17 protein-coding genes are annotated in these 16606 nt (G+C 43.5%); 10 read left to right on the plus strand and 7 right to left on the minus strand.

The annotated features are described in order from the left end of the window. Positions 1 to 93: 93 nt before the first annotated feature. Positions 94 to 1773 carry a long-chain-fatty-acid--CoA ligase gene (locus tag ABZP31_RS00685; protein WP_248135013.1) on the plus strand — a complete coding sequence of 560 codons (1680 nt, stop codon included), beginning with the start codon at positions 94 to 96 and terminating at the stop codon, positions 1771 to 1773. Positions 1774 to 1812: 39 nt separating this feature from the next. On the opposite strand, the gene ABZP31_RS00690 is transcribed toward ABZP31_RS00685, so the two are convergent. Next, positions 1813 to 2193, minus strand: coding sequence for a membrane protein (locus ABZP31_RS00690; protein WP_005017201.1), 381 nt, complete (start codon positions 2191 to 2193; stop codon positions 1813 to 1815). 108 nt (positions 2194 to 2301) lie between these two features. Here ABZP31_RS00690 and ABZP31_RS00695 point away from each other — a divergent pair, with 108 nt between their 5' ends. Further along, the gene (locus ABZP31_RS00695) at positions 2302 to 2700 is read left to right on the plus strand and encodes an MAPEG family protein (protein ID WP_005022923.1); all 399 of its coding nucleotides are present in this window, start codon (positions 2302 to 2304) and stop codon (positions 2698 to 2700) included. A 118-nt stretch (positions 2701 to 2818) separates the two neighbouring features. Further along, positions 2819 to 3355 (plus strand): inorganic diphosphatase, encoded by a 537-nt coding sequence (ppa, locus tag ABZP31_RS00700; RefSeq protein ID WP_005017195.1) that lies wholly within the window; start codon positions 2819 to 2821, stop codon positions 3353 to 3355. Between the two features lie 96 nt (positions 3356 to 3451). Here the strand turns inward: ppa and ABZP31_RS00705 are convergent, their stop codons facing one another. Then, on the minus strand, positions 3452 to 4720 hold the full coding sequence (locus ABZP31_RS00705; protein WP_034671029.1) for an OprD family outer membrane porin: 1269 nt from the start codon (positions 4718 to 4720) through the stop codon (positions 3452 to 3454). 565 nt (positions 4721 to 5285) lie between these two features. On the opposite strand from ABZP31_RS00705, the gene ABZP31_RS00710 reads away from it, so the two are divergent. Further along, positions 5286 to 6053, plus strand: coding sequence for a TorF family putative porin (locus ABZP31_RS00710; protein ID WP_005405856.1), 768 nt, complete (start codon positions 5286 to 5288; stop codon positions 6051 to 6053). A gap of 54 nt (positions 6054 to 6107) precedes the next feature. Here the strand turns inward: ABZP31_RS00710 and ABZP31_RS00715 are convergent, their stop codons facing one another. Both ABZP31_RS00715 and ABZP31_RS00720 read right to left on the minus strand, forming a co-directional pair. Further along, the gene (locus ABZP31_RS00715; protein ID WP_026444024.1) at positions 6108 to 7592 is read right to left on the minus strand and encodes a YifB family Mg chelatase-like AAA ATPase; all 1485 of its coding nucleotides are present in this window, start codon (positions 7590 to 7592) and stop codon (positions 6108 to 6110) included. 63 nt (positions 7593 to 7655) lie between these two features. Next, a complete protein-coding gene (locus ABZP31_RS00720; protein ID WP_005017183.1) occupies positions 7656 to 7883 on the minus strand; it encodes an accessory factor UbiK family protein in 228 nt (75 codons plus the stop codon). Positions 7884 to 8152: 269 nt separating this feature from the next. Here ABZP31_RS00720 and glnK point away from each other — a divergent pair, with 269 nt between their 5' ends. The 6 genes from glnK to ABZP31_RS00750 all read left to right on the plus strand — a co-directional run bounded on the left by glnK (position 8153) and on the right by ABZP31_RS00750 (position 13583). Next, a complete protein-coding gene (gene glnK / locus ABZP31_RS00725; protein WP_005017180.1) occupies positions 8153 to 8491 on the plus strand; it encodes a P-II family nitrogen regulator in 339 nt (112 codons plus the stop codon). 58 nt (positions 8492 to 8549) lie between these two features. Further along, positions 8550 to 9932, plus strand: a complete 1383-nt coding sequence (locus tag ABZP31_RS00730) for an ammonium transporter (protein WP_026444025.1) — start codon at positions 8550 to 8552, stop codon at positions 9930 to 9932. Between the two features lie 121 nt (positions 9933 to 10053). After that, on the plus strand, positions 10054 to 10506 hold the full coding sequence (gene nrdR / locus ABZP31_RS00735) for a transcriptional regulator NrdR (RefSeq protein ID WP_005017176.1): 453 nt from the start codon (positions 10054 to 10056) through the stop codon (positions 10504 to 10506). A gap of 51 nt (positions 10507 to 10557) precedes the next feature. Beyond that, complete coding sequence (gene ribD / locus ABZP31_RS00740; RefSeq protein WP_051005726.1) at positions 10558 to 11613, plus strand: bifunctional diaminohydroxyphosphoribosylaminopyrimidine deaminase/5-amino-6-(5-phosphoribosylamino)uracil reductase RibD; 1056 nt, start codon at positions 10558 to 10560, stop codon at positions 11611 to 11613. After that, complete coding sequence (locus tag ABZP31_RS00745) at positions 11610 to 12902, plus strand: DNA adenine methylase (RefSeq protein WP_005017173.1); 1293 nt, start codon at positions 11610 to 11612, stop codon at positions 12900 to 12902. Before ribD ends, ABZP31_RS00745 begins: the two co-directional genes overlap by 4 nt. Positions 12903 to 12923: 21 nt before the next feature. Next, positions 12924 to 13583, plus strand: a complete 660-nt coding sequence (locus ABZP31_RS00750) for a riboflavin synthase (RefSeq protein WP_005017171.1) — start codon at positions 12924 to 12926, stop codon at positions 13581 to 13583. Positions 13584 to 13993: 410 nt separating this feature from the next. Here the strand turns inward: ABZP31_RS00750 and ABZP31_RS00755 are convergent, their stop codons facing one another. The 3 genes from ABZP31_RS00755 to ABZP31_RS00765 are packed head-to-tail and all read right to left on the minus strand — an operon-like array spanning position 13994 to position 16520. Then, positions 13994 to 14626 carry a hypothetical protein gene (locus tag ABZP31_RS00755; protein WP_111280134.1) on the minus strand — a complete coding sequence of 211 codons (633 nt, stop codon included), beginning with the start codon at positions 14624 to 14626 and terminating at the stop codon, positions 13994 to 13996. Positions 14627 to 14671: 45 nt separating this feature from the next. After that, positions 14672 to 15079 (minus strand): DNA polymerase III subunit chi, encoded by a 408-nt coding sequence (locus ABZP31_RS00760; protein WP_034671028.1) that lies wholly within the window; start codon positions 15077 to 15079, stop codon positions 14672 to 14674. Then, positions 15072 to 16520 (minus strand): leucyl aminopeptidase, encoded by a 1449-nt coding sequence (locus tag ABZP31_RS00765; protein ID WP_005022952.1) that lies wholly within the window; start codon positions 16518 to 16520, stop codon positions 15072 to 15074. The genes ABZP31_RS00760 and ABZP31_RS00765 overlap by 8 nt, the downstream gene beginning before the upstream one ends. Positions 16521 to 16606 lie beyond the last annotated feature (86 nt).

Below are 16606 nucleotides of genomic sequence, written 5' to 3' on the forward strand. Positions count from 1 at the left end.
GATGGATGCGATGATCGAGCATAAACAAGTTAAAAAATAGGCTCGTCATTGAAAAATATTTGACTAAGGATATTGATTGGAGAAAATGGCATTATGGAAAAGATTTGGTTCGCTGAATACCAAAAGACAGGGATACCGGAAACTGTAGAATTACCCCCAGAAGATACCTCGCTGGTCGATATTTTCGAACGTAATTTCCAAAAGTTTGGTACACGTGACGCCTTTATCTTTATGGATAAAGCCATGTCCTTTAATGAACTTGAGGAAGCAAGCCGCAAGTTTGCTGCCTATTTGCAAAGCTTGGGGTTAGCAAAAGGCACACGTGTTGCGGTTATGATGCCAAATGTCCTGCAATATCCTGTTGTTGCACTCGGTGTATTCCGTGCCGGCCTCATATTAGTCAACGTCAACCCGCTTTATACAGCGCGTGAACTTGAACATCAGCTGAATGATTCAGGTTCTGAAGTATTGGTTATTGTAGAAAACTTTGCTTCTGTCTATCAGGCAATTATCGGTAAAACACCAGTCAAGCATGTGGTGGTTGCTTCGGTAGGCGACATGCTGGGTACCTTGAAAGGCACACTGGTAAACTTTGTCCTGCGCAAAGTACGCAAGCAGATTCCAGAATGGAATATTCCGGGGCACATCAAGTTTAATGCAGCACTGGTAAAAGCTAATCCAAGCAATTATAAGCGCCCCAATCTGACCTTAAGTGATACTGCTGTTCTTCAGTATACGGGCGGAACTACAGGGGTATCCAAAGGCGCCGAACTGACACATCGGAATCTGGTTGCCAACATGTTGCAATGTGACGGTATTTTTCAGAGCAAATTTGGTGCAACAGATGGGGACAAAAATGACCGTATTTTCTGTGCGCTACCGCTTTATCATATCTTTGCATTTATGGTTTGTGCCCTGTATGGCATGTATAAAGGCCAAGCAAACGTTCTGATTCCTAACCCGCGTGATCTACCAGGCGTTATTAAAGAGCTGCGTAAATATCAGCCATCATTCTTCCCGGCGGTTAACACACTGTTCAATGCACTGGTGCATAACGAAGAGTTCAAGCAGCTTGACCATAGCAAAATGAAAATGGCTATGGGGGGCGGTATGGCTGTACTGCCATCTACGGCTGAAGCCTGGAAACGGGTTACCGGAACTACTATCATTGAAGGTTATGGCCTGTCTGAAACCTCGCCAGTGGCAACTGCTAATCCACCAGCCTCTACAGAATTTAGCGGCACGATTGGTATCCCACTGCCATTAACAGAAGTGGCTATTCTGGATGATGATGGTAATGAAGTTGCTTTGGGTGAGCAGGGAGAAATCTCGATCCGTGGTCCACAGGTAATGAAAGGCTACTGGAATCGTCCGGAAGAAACTGAAAAAGTCATGACTAAAGACGGCTTTTTCCGTACCGGTGATATCGGCATCATGAATGACCGGGGCTATGTAAAAATTGTAGACCGTAAAAAGGATATGATTCTGGTTTCTGGCTTTAATGTTTATCCATCTGAAATTGAAGAAGTGATTGCTAAACATCCTAAAGTACTGGAAGTGGCTGCTATTGGTGTAGCAGACGAGAAATCAGGTGAAGTGCCTAAACTGTTTGTGGTTAAAAAAGATCCTTCCTTAACAACTGAAGAAGTTCTGGCATTTGCTAAAGAAAATCTGACCGGTTATAAACGCCCGCGTTATGTGGAGTTTATGGAAGAATTGCCAAAATCAAATGTTGGTAAAATCCTGCGTAAAGATTTACGAAAAACTGCTTAAAATAAAAGCGCCTTCGGGCGCTTTTTTATTGTCCTAAAATTATTTTTTCATTAACCACCGGTCAAAATAAGGCCGTCCAATACCCACTATACCGAGAAAAATAAACATCGTACCAAACTGACGACTTAAACCTGAAATATGAAGAGTTTTATAGGTCAGAAAGTTATCAATCAGACAGTAGATGAGTACAATGACCAGCCAGTGCCAGAGTGGTAAACGTTTAATACCAACTGCATAAAAGGCTATAGTCAGGATAATAAAAGTACCCAGCCAGGATGCCCAGTTCATATTGGCACAGATAACACTCAGTAAAAATGCAGTAATAGGCAGTACGATCTTAAAAACGCGGTCAACTTGACGCTGATGCTGCTGCTGTTTCTCCAGCACTTCAAACATATCTTTTTCATCAGGTGCTAACATGCCGTGTTCACTCATCAGATTTATAAAAACACTATATTTAACAAAATTTGTCGCTAAAACACCATGCTATGATATATCTTTCACTGGGAATTGATGAGAACAATATTCATGCATGGCATAAGCGGGATCATTTATATCATTTTAGCAGCTTGTCTGTTGCCCTATGTATTTACAGGCATTGCCAAGATGGCTGGTGGATTTAAAGCCAGAGATAACCAGAATCCACGTGAATTTCTTGCCCAGACCAAAGGTGTTGCTGCCAGGGCCAATGCGGCACAGCAGAACAGTTTTGAGAGTTTACCGCTTTTTATTGCGGCAGTGTTAATGGCAGAGTACATGGTCGTACCACAGGGCATTATTATGACCTTAGGTTTGGCCTATCTGGTGTTACGGGTCATCTATGGTATTTGTTACCTGGCCAATCTGGCCATGTTACGCTCGATCATCTGGTGCCTTTCACTACTTTGTCCAATATTTCTGCTGATTATTACCATCAAGATTAGTTGATTAAAGCATTGCTCAGATAAATCTTCATTTTTAGTGAGCTGGCGTTATAATTTCATCGGTTTGATCCTGTCCGTAATAGTGACAGGATCTGAAGACTTCACTGTTAAAGAGTACGGCTATGAGCTACAGCAATATCCCAGCGGGTAAAGATGCACCAAATGACATCTATGTAATTATTGAAATTCCTGCAAATGCAGCACCGATCAAATATGAAATTGATAAAGACTCTGATGCACTATTTGTAGACCGTTTTATGGGTACCGCCATGTTCTATCCAGCGAACTATGGTTATGTGCCAAATACTTTATCGTTGGATGGTGACCCACTAGATGTATTGGTTGTTACGCCATATCCGGTTGAGCCAGGTTCAGTTATTCGTTGCCGTCCAGTCGGTAAATTGAACATGGAAGATGACGGCGGTGTAGATGCCAAACTTGTTGCTGTACCACACGAAAAGTTAACGCCAATTTATAAAGACGTTCAAGAATATACCGATCTGCCACCTTTATTGATCAGCCAAATTGAACATTTCTTCCAGCACTATAAAGATCTTGAACCAGGTAAGTGGGTTAAGTTAAGTGGTTGGGAAGGTGCAGATGTAGCTAAACAAGAAGTGTTGAGCTCAATTGCTGCCTATGCTGAAGCAAATAAATAATTTGTCTTAGGCGCGGCGTTCTTATTCTGATAATTAAGTACGCAATAAAAAACCTGCATAATGTGCAGGTTTTTTTCACTTAAATAGTTCTAAAAATTAAAATAATTTCACAGGAACATCTAAGAATATACGCCATTCATTAGTATCACCAATGTACATACCTTGGTATGCATCACTTGCTCGATAGTACGAGTTACGGATACGAAGGCTTGCATCTTTAGCAAAACCAGATTGAACGGTATATTTTACCTGATTGAAGAATTCACGTTCTTGAGCATCATCCGTAGTTGGAGTTTTGATATCCCAGCCGTAAACAAATGCAGTCGTCCAGTTTAATCCCGGTATACCGTAGTCATTGAAGTTAAGATTGTATTGAACTTGAGCTGACTTTTCATGGTTTCCAATGAAGTCAGAAAGGTATGAGTTTGGCAAATAGATACTTTGGAAACCATCAGCATTATAAGCATAGTCATAACCAGTATTGCCTGTATTTTGCTGATAGGCGAGCATTACCGTATGCGCGTTCTGGTTATAAGTTCCAGAAATTGCCCAAATATTATTTGAACGGTCTGCCGGATTACTTGCTGTCGTATAACCAGTTACTGCATCTCTATCCCATTCAGTGTGATAACCACTGAAGTCATAAGTAATAGAACTGTCATTAGCTAAAGGCAACTTGTAATTAGCATTTACATAGTGACGCTCTAATTTATCCTTAGAGTCTAAACCGTAATATGAAGTATTTATCTGGTCATTAAACTTGTACTTGGCGCCCCAAACTACTGCACGATCAAGGTTATTTCCGTCTGTAGAAATCTGATCCGACATCTGGTCTTTAGTAAATTTACCGGCAATCAGTTCCAGATTTTCAATTTCACTGCTGTTTGCCAGTACACCTGTAAAGTATTCAGGGACCAAACGTGCAGTGTTACTTGCCAGTACTGGCAAATCCAGAACTTGAGTACCATAGCGGACTGTGGTGTTAGACATACGAGCTTTCACAGTTGCGCCACCACGAGCCCAGTGGTCATAAGGTTCCCCATTACTGTCACGAGGAATCATATTGTTAGCAGAGTTTTTATTATCCCCGATTTTAAATGATAAATCACCGACAGCTCCTACCCCGAAGCCAACGATACCTTTAGTAAAACCAGACTCTAAATTAAAAATGGCTGTTTGTGCCCATGAACTTGTGTCATGAACACCATTTTTTTTATCACGGTAAAGATAACCGTTGCGGAATAAAACTGATCCTTCAGCATCTTCGACAAATCCTTTCGCTTCACTTTGTTCGCTAGCGTAGACTGAGGTTAGGCCAATAGCATGAATTAGAACTGCTAAAGTAAGTTTTTGGACTTTTAGCATTGGAGCCTCATAAATAAGATAAATTACTATTTTGTTTAGAAAAAACACAAAATTAGGTTAGATTTTATATAAATTTTATAAAAAAATAACGTTTTTATTATCTTTATTACACTAAAGTTATGCAATATTTACATTTATAATTCTTTAAGTAATCTTTTAAAAAACTCATTATAAGATGTTTTATTTTAAAATTTACTTTCAATATCAGAATATTATTTTAAGAAAAGAATTAAATAAAAGTATTTTTATATAATAATAATCATTATTATTAACTTGAATTATGGTCTTGAATAAAAAGTGTATCGCTTTATCTGAATTAAAATTCACAACCAAAGTCACAGTATTCTGTTTACATTATTAAAAATAATAAGGCCCACTGAAGTAGATTTTGTTATTTAGACATTTATTCGATTTTTTAAGTAGGACCCAGTCGAATAGCAAACTTTAATTTATTATTATTTGATCATCTTAAAAACAATAAATTGGCATAACTATTGCTAAGTCTTAGGCGTGAATTTTAAAAACAAACCAAACAATATACGCCACTCTCTAAAGGGGATACAAGATGTCAAAAAATATTCTTAAAGCTGCTCTTTTTACAGTTATCAGTGGAGTTTCTGGCTTAAGTCTCGCAGAAGAAACCCGGCCTTTTCCTTTTCCGGGAGAGGTTACCGGAAATATCGGAGTATTTTCCAGCTATAACCTGCGTGGTCTGACGAATGTTCCTGAGAACTCGGGTGCAACTATACAAGGTGGGCTGGATTATAGCCATCCATCTGGGTTTTATGCGGGGTATTGGGGTTCCAGTCTGGACTATTCTTTGGCTGATTACGATCCACTGACCGAAAGCTATGAGGGTGGTGACTCTTTTGAGCATGATTTTTATCTGGGTTATAAAGGTTCAATCAATGAAGATACCGGCTTCACGATAGGCGGTACTTACTATTATTACTATAACTCAGATGTTGACTCTGACGGCTTTGAAACACTGCTTGGCTTAAATTATAAAGATTTTGGTATTACTGCCCAGACGCTGACCCAAAATACCACTTGGGGTAATCAGGGTGATACCTATCTGCTAGCCACTTACAGTCGGGCTTTACCACAAGCTTTTACTGCAAATTTTGCTCTGGGCGCTTATTACTATGGTGATGATGACGAATTTATTACGACGACAGAAGATTTCAATTTCAGACATTTTACTGTCGGTTTAAGTCACCCTTTAGGAGATACCGGAGCCAATATGAGTCTGGATTATATTATTGGTGGATATGACCGTATGGATGATAAACAAAAGAATAAAGTGGTACTTGGCTTAAAATACAGTTTTTAAGCATTCTCAGAAGTAAAAGCCAAGCTGATCTGAATCTGTCTTGGCTTTTTTAGTTCAGGACTGACTGCGGTAAGAAAGCGCTTCACTTAAATGACTTGTCTGGATTTCTTTGGAAAGTGCCAGATCAGCAATGGTTCTGGCTACACGTAAAACCCGGTGATAAGCACGGGCAGAGAGATTGAGTCGTTGCTGTGCCATTTCAATTATACGTAGTGAGCTTTGGTCCAGCTGTGCATGCAGTTCGAGCTGTTTAGGGGAAAGCAGCTGGTTAAGGCAACTCTGGCGTTGGAGCTGCTGTTCATAAGCTAAAATGACACGTTTCCTGACTGTGTCTGAATTCTCAGCAGGTGTAGTTTGCTGGAGTTCATGCGCCTGCAAGGGTGGCACATCAATATGCAGATCAATCCGGTCCAGCAATGGACCGGAAATACGGTTCTGATAGCGCTTAATTGCATCCGCTGAACACTGGCAACGGTTATCCTGATTAAATGCATAGCCACATGGACAAGGATTCATAGCTGCTACCAACTGGAAGTTGGCCGGAAAAGTCATTTGCCGGGAAGCCCGAGAAATAACAATTTCCTTAGACTCGAGTGGCTGACGTAAAACCTCCAGTACTTTGCGGTCAAATTCAGGAAGCTCATCTAGAAATAAAACACCTAAATGTGCCAGAGTGATCTCACCAGGCTTGGGTTGCGAGCCGCCGCCGACCAGCGCAATAGCAGATGCAGTATGGTGTGGAGCCCGAAAAGGCCGTTGTCCAAAGGGATGCTGAACATTGGCAATTGAATAGATACTGGCAACTTCAAGATTTTCCTGGGCATTGGGCGGAGGTAAAATGCTGGGTAACCTTGAAGCCAGCAGGGTCTTTCCAGTTCCAGGAGGGCCCTTAAAAAGTAGAGAGTGACCGCCTGCTGCTGCAATTTCCAAAGCACGCCGTGGGCGCAGTTGCCCCTTAATATCTGCCAAATCCAGTTTATAATCTTGAGCAGCTTCAGATAGTTTACCTTTAACCGGTAATAATGGCTGTTGCTGTAGTAAATGCTGGCAAACCTGTTTTAGGTGCTGTGCTCCGTAGACCTGAAAGTCAGGGAGCTGCGCTGCTTCCATTGCATTTGCTTCTGCCAGTATCAGCTGATGCTGTACTTTTTGACACGCCATGGCAATTGCCAGTGTGCCGCTTACCGGACGCAAGCAGCCATCTAGAGCCAGTTCACCAATAAATTCAATCTGTTCTGTACTTTGTTCAGGGAGCTGGCCCGAAGCAACCAAAATCCCCAAGGCAATCGGTAGATCCAGACGTGATCCATCTTTGGGCAAATCGGCAGGAGCCAAGTTAATAGTAAGGCGTTTGGTGGGAAACTGAAAGCCGCTATTAATGATCGCCGAGCGAACCCGATCTTTACTTTCACGTACCGCAGCTTCAGGAAGGCCTACAATAGTCAGGGAGGGAAGCCCCTGACTCACATGAACTTCAACTTCAATAGAAGGCGCATGTAGCCCCAGCACCCCCCGGGTGTAAATTTTGGCAAAAGACATTTTATTGTTCCGTTATGATCTTATTTTTGTTGATTATGGTCTTCAAGTGCACTGTTAAAGTGCTTATTTTTTGTTCTTTAAAGTCTCTTCCAGCATATTGACCTGTTGCGTAAGCTGTTCGAGACGCAAATTGGCATTTTGTAGGGCAACACGCTGCCGTTCCATTTCCTGTTTAGAAACCAGATCCATTTTTTCTACAGCTTCATTTAATAAAGCCCTTAGATTTTTCTCAATATCTTTTTTAGGTTGGTCTATCTGCTCAAGAATGGCCTGTAATAGGGTTTCAATCATAGGGAATCCAGAAAATTATAAATATGGGCATACTTTAACACTGCTGAGGGGTATACCCTAGCCTGTTGAGTACATATAAAATTTTATATATTGAACGAGTTAAAATTACATATAAAAATGTTTATTTTTTAAAGTTTACTCAAGCTGATCAAGTATAATCAAGCGTACGTCTCATGCCAAAAACTTCTATTTTCCCCAACCTTTAGAGATTCTTGGCATGAAAATTGAACATAAAACCTTACTGGTGAAACAAGCCGAAGGAAACTGAAATGAAGCTCGTAACTGCAATTGTAAAACCATTTAAATTGGATGACGTGCGTGAAGCCCTGTCTGACATCGGTGTTCAAGGTATTACTGTCACTGAAGTCAAAGGCTTTGGACGTCAAAAAGGCCACACTGAACTATACCGTGGTGCAGAATATGTTGTTGATTTCCTGCCAAAAGTAAAAATCGAAATTGCGATCAGTGATGATCTGGTGGATTCAGTGATTGAATCTATTACCCGTGTTGCCAGCACAGGAAAAATTGGCGACGGGAAAATTTTTGTGACCAATCTGGAACAGGTCATCCGTATTCGTACTGGCGAAACAGGACCAGATGCTGTCTAAGTTGGCATAAAGTTTGCTGAGTAACTGATAACTCAGAAATAAAGGTTGGGGGACACAAATGAAAAAAATGCTGCTTGCGCTCAGTCTGTCGGGCGCACTTTTAGGTGGATCAGCGGCTTGGGCCGAACCAACACCAGCTGATTCCGCCGTTACTGAAACTGTGGTTTCAACTTCATCTGACTCTACAATAATAACTCCGGCCGAACAGCCGGCTAATATAGCTCCTGCCGAAGAAGAGGCGCAGGCCGATTCAGGTGATACCGCTTGGGTGCTTATCTCTACTGCACTCGTTCTGCTAATGACAATTCCAGGCTTGGCTCTGTTCTATGGCGGTATGGTCCGCAAGAAAAATGTTTTAAGTACAATGGCACACAGCTTTGTGGCTACTGCCGTAGTAAGTATAGTCTGGATTGTGATTGGTTATAGTCTGGCATTCAGCGAAGGTAATGCCTTTGTTGGTGGACTGGACAAGCTCATGCTTATGGGAATCGGGCCGTCTGCTGTGCAAGGCACCATCCCGGAAATTCTGTTTATTGTATTCCAGATGACCTTTGCCATTATTACGGTAGCTATCATCAGCGGTTCGATTGCCGAGCGGATGAAATTTGGCGCATTTATTACTTTTGTTGCATTCTGGGTGGTGCTGGTCTATGCCCCAATTACCCATTGGGTATGGGGTGGTGGCTGGTTAGCCAATGATGGTGCGCTGGACTTTGCTGGTGGTACTGTAGTTCATATCAATGCTGGTGTAGCAGGTCTGGTGGCTGCCTATATGCTGGGTAAACGGATGGGATTGGGCCGTGAATCTATGGCGCCACATAATCTGACTCTCACTATTCTGGGCGCCAGCCTGTTGTGGGTAGGCTGGTTTGGTTTCAATGCCGGCTCTGCACTGGGTGCAAATGGAGCAGCAAGCTACGCTATGATCGTGACTCAGGTGGCAGCAGCCGCAGCTACAATCGCCTGGCTGGTGGCAGAAAAATTTGTACGTGGCAAGGCCTCAGTACTGGGTGCTGTTTCAGGAGCGGTAGCTGGTCTGGTGGTCATTACTCCGGCCGCAGGTTTTGTGACAGTAAGTGGCGCATTAATTATGGGGCTGATTGGTGGCGTATCATGTTTCTGGGGTACTACAGCTCTTAAACGGTTACTCAAAGCCGATGACTCGCTGGATGCCTTTGGCCTGCATGGAGTAGGCGGTATTGTCGGGGCAATTTTAACCGGTGTATTTGCCAGTGAACTGATTATGGGTGATGCAGTTCCTACCGACATGGTGAAACAGTTGTGGGTACAGGTAGAGGGTGTGCTGGCGACTATTGCTTATAGCGGCATCTTGACCTTCGTGATTCTAAAAATTATTGATCTGGTGATTGGCCTGCGTGTCTCTTCTGACGATGAACGTATGGGGCTGGATTTAAGCCAGCATGGTGAACGTATCGAATAAGCGGAAACATAATGACAGGCAGCCCTACGGGGCTGTTTTTTTATGGCAGAACTGGCGAAAGTGCAGCAACATGCAGAATTTTTGCTACACTAGGTTAAGTTGATCATTTCTATTCAAGTCTATGCATTGTCCATTTTGTAATGCCGCAGACAGTAAAGTCATTGATTCGCGTCTTGCTGCCGAGGGCTGCCAGATCCGCCGGCGAAGAGAGTGCATCAATTGCGGTGAGCGCTTTACGACGTTCGAAAGTTATGAAGTCGTCATGCCGCGTGTCATTAAATCCAATGGAAAAAATGAACCGTTTGATGAGGCCAAGCTTCGTCGTTCCCTGATGCATGCCCTGCAAAAACGCCCGGTGACTCAAGAGCAGATTGAAACGGTACTGAGCGATATTCAGCTTCAAATCCGTCGCTTGGGTGAACGTGATGTTAAATCGCAGACTATCGGTGAAATCGTCATGCAGTCTCTGTTTGCACTGGACCATGTAGCCTATGTAAGGTTTGCATCGGTATATCAGGACTTTCAGGATGTTGAGGCATTTCGGCGCCAAATTGAACAGATGCAGCAACGTTAACAGAAGCGGAGAAAGGTAGTGAATAGCGGACTTGACCAAGACTATTTTTATATGCGGCGTGCCATTGAGCTTGCGCGTCTCGGTCAGTATTCAACCAAGCCCAATCCGAATGTTGGCTGTGTAATTGTCAAGGATGGCCAAATTATTGGTGAAGGCTATCATCCACGCGCGGGACAGCCTCATGCCGAGGTATTTGCGTTGCGTCAGGCGGGTGAGCAGGCTCAAGACGCAACTGCATATGTCACGTTGGAACCCTGTGCACATTATGGCCGTACTCCTCCATGTGCAGAAGCATTGGTCAAACATCAATTAAAAAAAGTAGTAATTGCCTGCCCTGATCCGAACCCGCTGGTCGCAGGTAAGGGTATAGCCATTTTAAAACAAGCTGGTATCGATGTGGAGAGTGGTATCTGTGAAAATGAAGCGGTACAGCTTAATTGCGGCTTTTTGAAAGCCATGGCTGTAGGCATGCCTTATGTACGCCTCAAAGTAGCTTCCAGTCTCGATGGTCGTACAGCAATGGCTTCAGGTGAGTCAAAATGGATCACAGGTAAAGCTGCCCGGCAGGATGTGCAACATTGGCGTGCAATTTCAGGAGTAGTGATTACCGGTATACAGACAGTGCTGGCTGATGACTGCCAGCTGAATGTACGTTGTTTACCCGGAACTGATTTGCAGACCGTTGTGCAGCCCAAACGGCTGGTACTGGACCGTCAGGGGCAGTTACCGTTAACGGCCAGAATATTGGCTAGTCCGGAACAACTTATGGTAATGGGACCCTTCCGGCAGGAACTTGCCGACTTAGGCGTGATACAATTACCGTTACAGCCTTTAAAAGGGTTATTACAGACCTTATGTAACCAGTATCAGATTTTTGATGTGCTGGTTGAAGCGGGAGCAACGCTTTCTTCTGCCTTCTTGCAGGAAAAACTGGTTGATGAGATGATCAGCTATGTTGCACCCACTTTTTTGGGGCAATCTGCCCGTGCGATGTTTAATGCTGAATTTATCAGTATGGCTGAGCAACTTCGTTTTAAGCTGGAAGATGCTACAATTGTAGGTGATGATCTCCGCTTAAGGTTAATCCCTACTCAAGAGACAGTATGAATTCAGAGTCTTCGGTTTATCACAAGCGTCGTCATGCCGCCCGCACGACAGATGAATATCTTTTTCATCAGCTGGTTCCTTATCTGGGTAACAAGCGCCGACTACTCCACCTGATTTTAGAAGCACTTGAAATTACTGGTACCCTGAATCAGGGCAATAAACGTGCCCCGATTTTTGCTGATTTCTTCGCTGGTAGCGGAGTGGTTTCACGTCTGGCCCGTCAAAATGGCTATCGTGTGATTGCCAATGACTGGGAACCTTATAGTCATGCACTGAATCATGCAATCTTGTCCTGTGTAGAGGCGCCTGCTTTTAAAGAGCTGGGCGGCTATCAAAAAGCAATTGATTATTTAAACCGTTTGCCTGAAGTCAAAGGCTGGGTGACCCATAATCTGTGTCCGCGTAATGACGAAGTTTATGATCCGACTCGTGATAGACTGTTCTTTAAGCGTCGCAACGGTATGCGTATTGACGCTATTCGCCAGCAGATTGCAACCTGGCAGGCACAAGGTGCAATTGATGATGTTGAGATGAGTGCCCTGCTTGCGCCCTTACTTTATTCTGCCAGTTTTGTCAGTAATACCAGTGGTGTATTTAAAAGTTTTCATCAGGGCTGGGGAGGAAAGACCCAAACAGCCCTGGAACGAATTGAATCATTATTGTGGCTAACGCCTGGCCGTTTCTGCGAAGTAGGTGAGCCGAACAAGCCGGCTGCTGAAATGTGGTGTGTAGATGCCCAGCATCTGGCTAATCAGATGAGTAGCTTCGAGGTCGATGTCGCCTATCTGGATCCGCCTTATAACCAGCATGCCTATAGCAGTAACTATCATGTATTAAATGCATTAACTTTATGGGACCAGGTGGACTTGCCGAGCCCGGATACCAAAGGCTATAAAAGTGGGATTGACCGTGCCTGGCGCAAAGAACGTCCAAGTCCATACAATTCATCCAAACATGCTAAAAAAGCTTATGAAAAGCTGCTGTCAACGATTAATGCACGCTATATTCTGACCAGTTATTCAACTGATGGTAATATAGAAGCCAAGGATTTGCTGAAGGCTAATCTGGAGCGTGGCAAAGTGACACTGCTCACGCAGGATGTACCACGTTATCGGGTCAGCAAGCAGCGTCAGTCAGAGCGGGCACGTGTACTTGAGTTTATTGTCATTACCGATACCCATGCCAAATCCGGTCCGCCTTTACGTCAGCTGCTCAGCCAGCTTTATCATTTTGCTGAACTTGGTGGTGTAGATACCTCCGGCGTCAGTACGCAATTAGCCCTGTGGTAAATTATTTAAGAGAAGAGATCTATGTTTACAGGCATTATTGAAAGTCTTGGAAAAGTACAGAGCCTGCAGAGCGTAGGCGGAGATGTACGGTTACGGATTCAGACTGACCTTGATATGTCTGATGTAAATTTGGGAGACTCGATCGCGACCAATGGTATCTGTCTGACCGTGATTGAATGGGGCGAGAACTGGTATGCAGCGGATGTTTCACGAGAAAGTTTAAACCGTACTACATTAGGGCAATGGAAAGTCGGACAACCGGTCAATGTTGAAAAGGCTATGCTACCGACTACGCGTTTCGGTGGCCATATTGTCAGTGGCCATGTTGATGCGGTTGGTGAAATTACCCTGGTCCGTGAAGATGCACGTTCTGTTTACTATGAAGTGACTGCTCCAAAAGAAATTGCCAAGTATCTGGCCGAAAAAGGCTCGATCACTGTAGACGGTATCAGCCTGACCATTAATCATCTGCGTGGTAATATCTTAAGCTTGAATCTGATACCGCATACTGCCGAGCGCACCAATATCAGTACCTGGAAAACAGGCAGCAAAGTTAATCTGGAAGTAGATGTGTTGGCACGCTACATTGAACGTTTGTTGCTAGGTGATAAAGCTGCTGAACAGAAACCTGAGTCTTCTATCAGTATGGCATTTCTGGCAGAAAATGGTTTCTTGAAATAAGCTTAATAATTTGCTTTTAATATAAAAAACCGGCCATTATGACCGGTTTTTTATATTAAAATTTGATCATAGTGAGTACAGGATATATTGCTGGGCTTTTTAAAATGGTAGTTTCTTTCAGTCTAAATCAGCCTGTTTCAGATGCATGAGATAAAAATACAGATATAGAGAGAAAATCTGCACGGCTGATCAATCAATCCTGTGCGGAGACAGTCCACTGTTCACCCATAGAAATTTGTGAAATATGAGCAGAGAGCGGGCTGGTTGAGTGCATCTATAAATCTTTCTGAGCATCTGATAACTGGTCCTACTGCTGTAATGAGCACGATTCCGGCAGTATATATCTATTGCATTACCTTGTTGCTATGCCAGTTTTATGAGAGCTCACCAGCCTTACCGGTTTTAAGCATCTAATCTTGGATAGATGTTTTAAACTTTGTATTTTTCAGGATGTATTCGATCTCTTCATGAGCTGCTGCCTGTAACCTGGCACGAAAGGCACTCACCGCCTGTTCGATCTGGGTATCTGCTTCAAGCTCTAAACGCAGGCGTACACTTTCAAGTTCAGTGAGAATTTGTTCATCCTGAACTTTCAGAAAATATTTCTGGGCGTAATCAATGGCTGGAAGCTCAGGATTTTTATGATAACGTGAACTGTACTCCAGTGTTTCCTGACTCAGCATCTGGTTCAAAATATACAGCTGCTCAGTCTGTTGATGAAACTGACGAGCTTCATCTTCATATAGCCCGGCATTATAAGCAGCCTGGTCGGCGCGTTTTTTCGCCAGAGATTTTTCTAGAGCCCGTTGTTTGCGAATACGGGCCTGTTCCAGCAGTTCTGCTTTGAGTTCAGCGTAAGCAGTTTCAATTCTCTGCTGTGATTCAAGCTGAGCTCTCTGCTCTCTTGCCTGCCAGTTCTGGATAGAAGTTTCTGGTCGCAGTAATTCACAGATTCGCTTGAGGTCATCTTCATATACTTGCCGGACAGGTTCCGGAGTATCCAGCCAGCGCTTTTTAAAGTCTTGACCAATATTAAGGGCCACCTGATTCTCCTCTAGATCATTTCATGTATATGGTATAAAGCTGATTTACAGTTTAAATGTGCGGGGTTGAATACCCAGTTGCCGGTAAGTTTTATATTTTTCCCGACCAGTTTGCTTGGCAGTTTCATTGTTTTCAATAATTTCAATTATATGTCCAAATTCTTCAACTGGACCAAGCGCTTTGTCAGAAAAATTAAACACCAGCCAGTCTAATTCAGCAGGCAGCTCGGCAGAAATACACACCGATGCATTAACCTGGTCAATGCCATGACCAATAAAACTGGCTGTATCGAAACTCCATAATGCTTCATCCAGCTGCTGCTGCATACTTGGATCGGGGCAATATAGCCAGATTCTGGCAGGCTGCCGCAAGATCTTACGGCATAAACGGCAAGCACTTTCTACTTGCCGTTCCTGACTTTTTTCAAACAGATAAAAACTGACCTTAGCCATTAGCCGCTGCACGGTTTGCTAAAAATTGCATCAGCATTGGAACAGGGCGGCCAGTTGCGCCTTTTGCTGCTCCAGATAACCACGCAGTACCGGCAACATCAAGATGTGCCCAGCGGTAATCTGTGGTAAAGCGCTGCAAAAAGCAGGCTGCAGTCACTGAACCGGCCTGTGGCCCGCCAATATTGCCCATATCTGCAAATGGCGAGTCAAGCTGTTCCTGGTAATCGTCCAGAACCGGCATACGCCATACACGGTCATGGCTCTGCTCTCCGGCACGGGTAATTTCGGCTGCCAGTTCATCATCTGGTGTAAACAGGCCAGAAAGTACTTTACCCAGCGCTACAACACATGCCCCGGTTAAAGTAGCAATATCAATCACCAGTGCAGGATTAAAACGTTTTACATAAGTGAGGGTATCGCAGAGTACAAGACGGCCTTCAGCATCAGTATTCAGGATTTCGACAGTCTGGCCACTCATGGTGGTAACGATATCACCCGGACGGGTAGCGTGTCCGGAAGGCATATTCTCAGCAGCCGCAACTGCTCCAATAACATGAATTGGCAGTTTTGCTTCACACAGTGCACGTATGGTCCCTAATACCGAAGCGGCACCACACATATCAAATTTCATTTCATCCATACCTAAACCAGGTTTAAGTGAAATACCGCCCGTATCAAAGGTAACACCTTTACCCACCAGCACTACTGGTGCCTCTTCGGTTTTCACTTTATATTCCAATGTGATGACACGGCCCGGACGGTCTGAACCTTTACTTACAGCCAGAAAAGCATTCATGCCCAGATCAGCCATCTGCTGTTCATTAAGTACAGTAACTTTTAACAGATCAGGATATTGAGCCGCCAGTGCCTGTGCCTGTTCAGCCAGATATTCAGGAAAGCAGATATTGCCCGGACGGTTACCTAAATCCCGAGCAAAATTTTGTCCCGACTGTACGGCATGTAAAAGCGTTAACTGTTGCTGGCTCAGACTGCTCTGAGGTGCAACCAGTTCAATATGTTCCAGCAGGAACTCATTTTTCTTTGATTTAAATTCATCAAACTGATAAGCCGCCTGAGTCAGTCCAAGAGCAAAAAGGTAGTGAAATTCATCAGGTAGTGCTGAAATATCAATAGTGATGTGCTTGAATTTTTTTTGTGTAGATTTAATAACAGTTTGTGCGATTTTTGCTAACTTGGCTGTTTTGAACTCACTTACCTTATCGAGCCCCAGCAGTACAGCATTCTGATGAGCTGAAGTCTGAGCGATTAATGGCAGGCATTCATTCAAACTACCCTTGAACTGTGTCGCGTCTATTAAAGCCTTTAGTTCATTGAACTGGTAGGCTGTGGCAGGCTGTTCAAGGTTTTCAGCATCAGTCAGAATGATCAGATGTTGACTGGAAGTCAGAGTAGAGGAAGAGGTATTAATTGTCAGTTTCATATGTCTTTCATGCCTATTCAATAGCTTGATTTATTAAACCATTGAAACATTTCCTTTGATAGCGTTTCAATGAGCAAGTCCGTGAC

This window comes from Acinetobacter sp. FL, assembly GCF_040744925.1.
Classification (GTDB): Bacteria; Pseudomonadota; Gammaproteobacteria; order Pseudomonadales; family Moraxellaceae; genus Acinetobacter; species Acinetobacter radioresistens.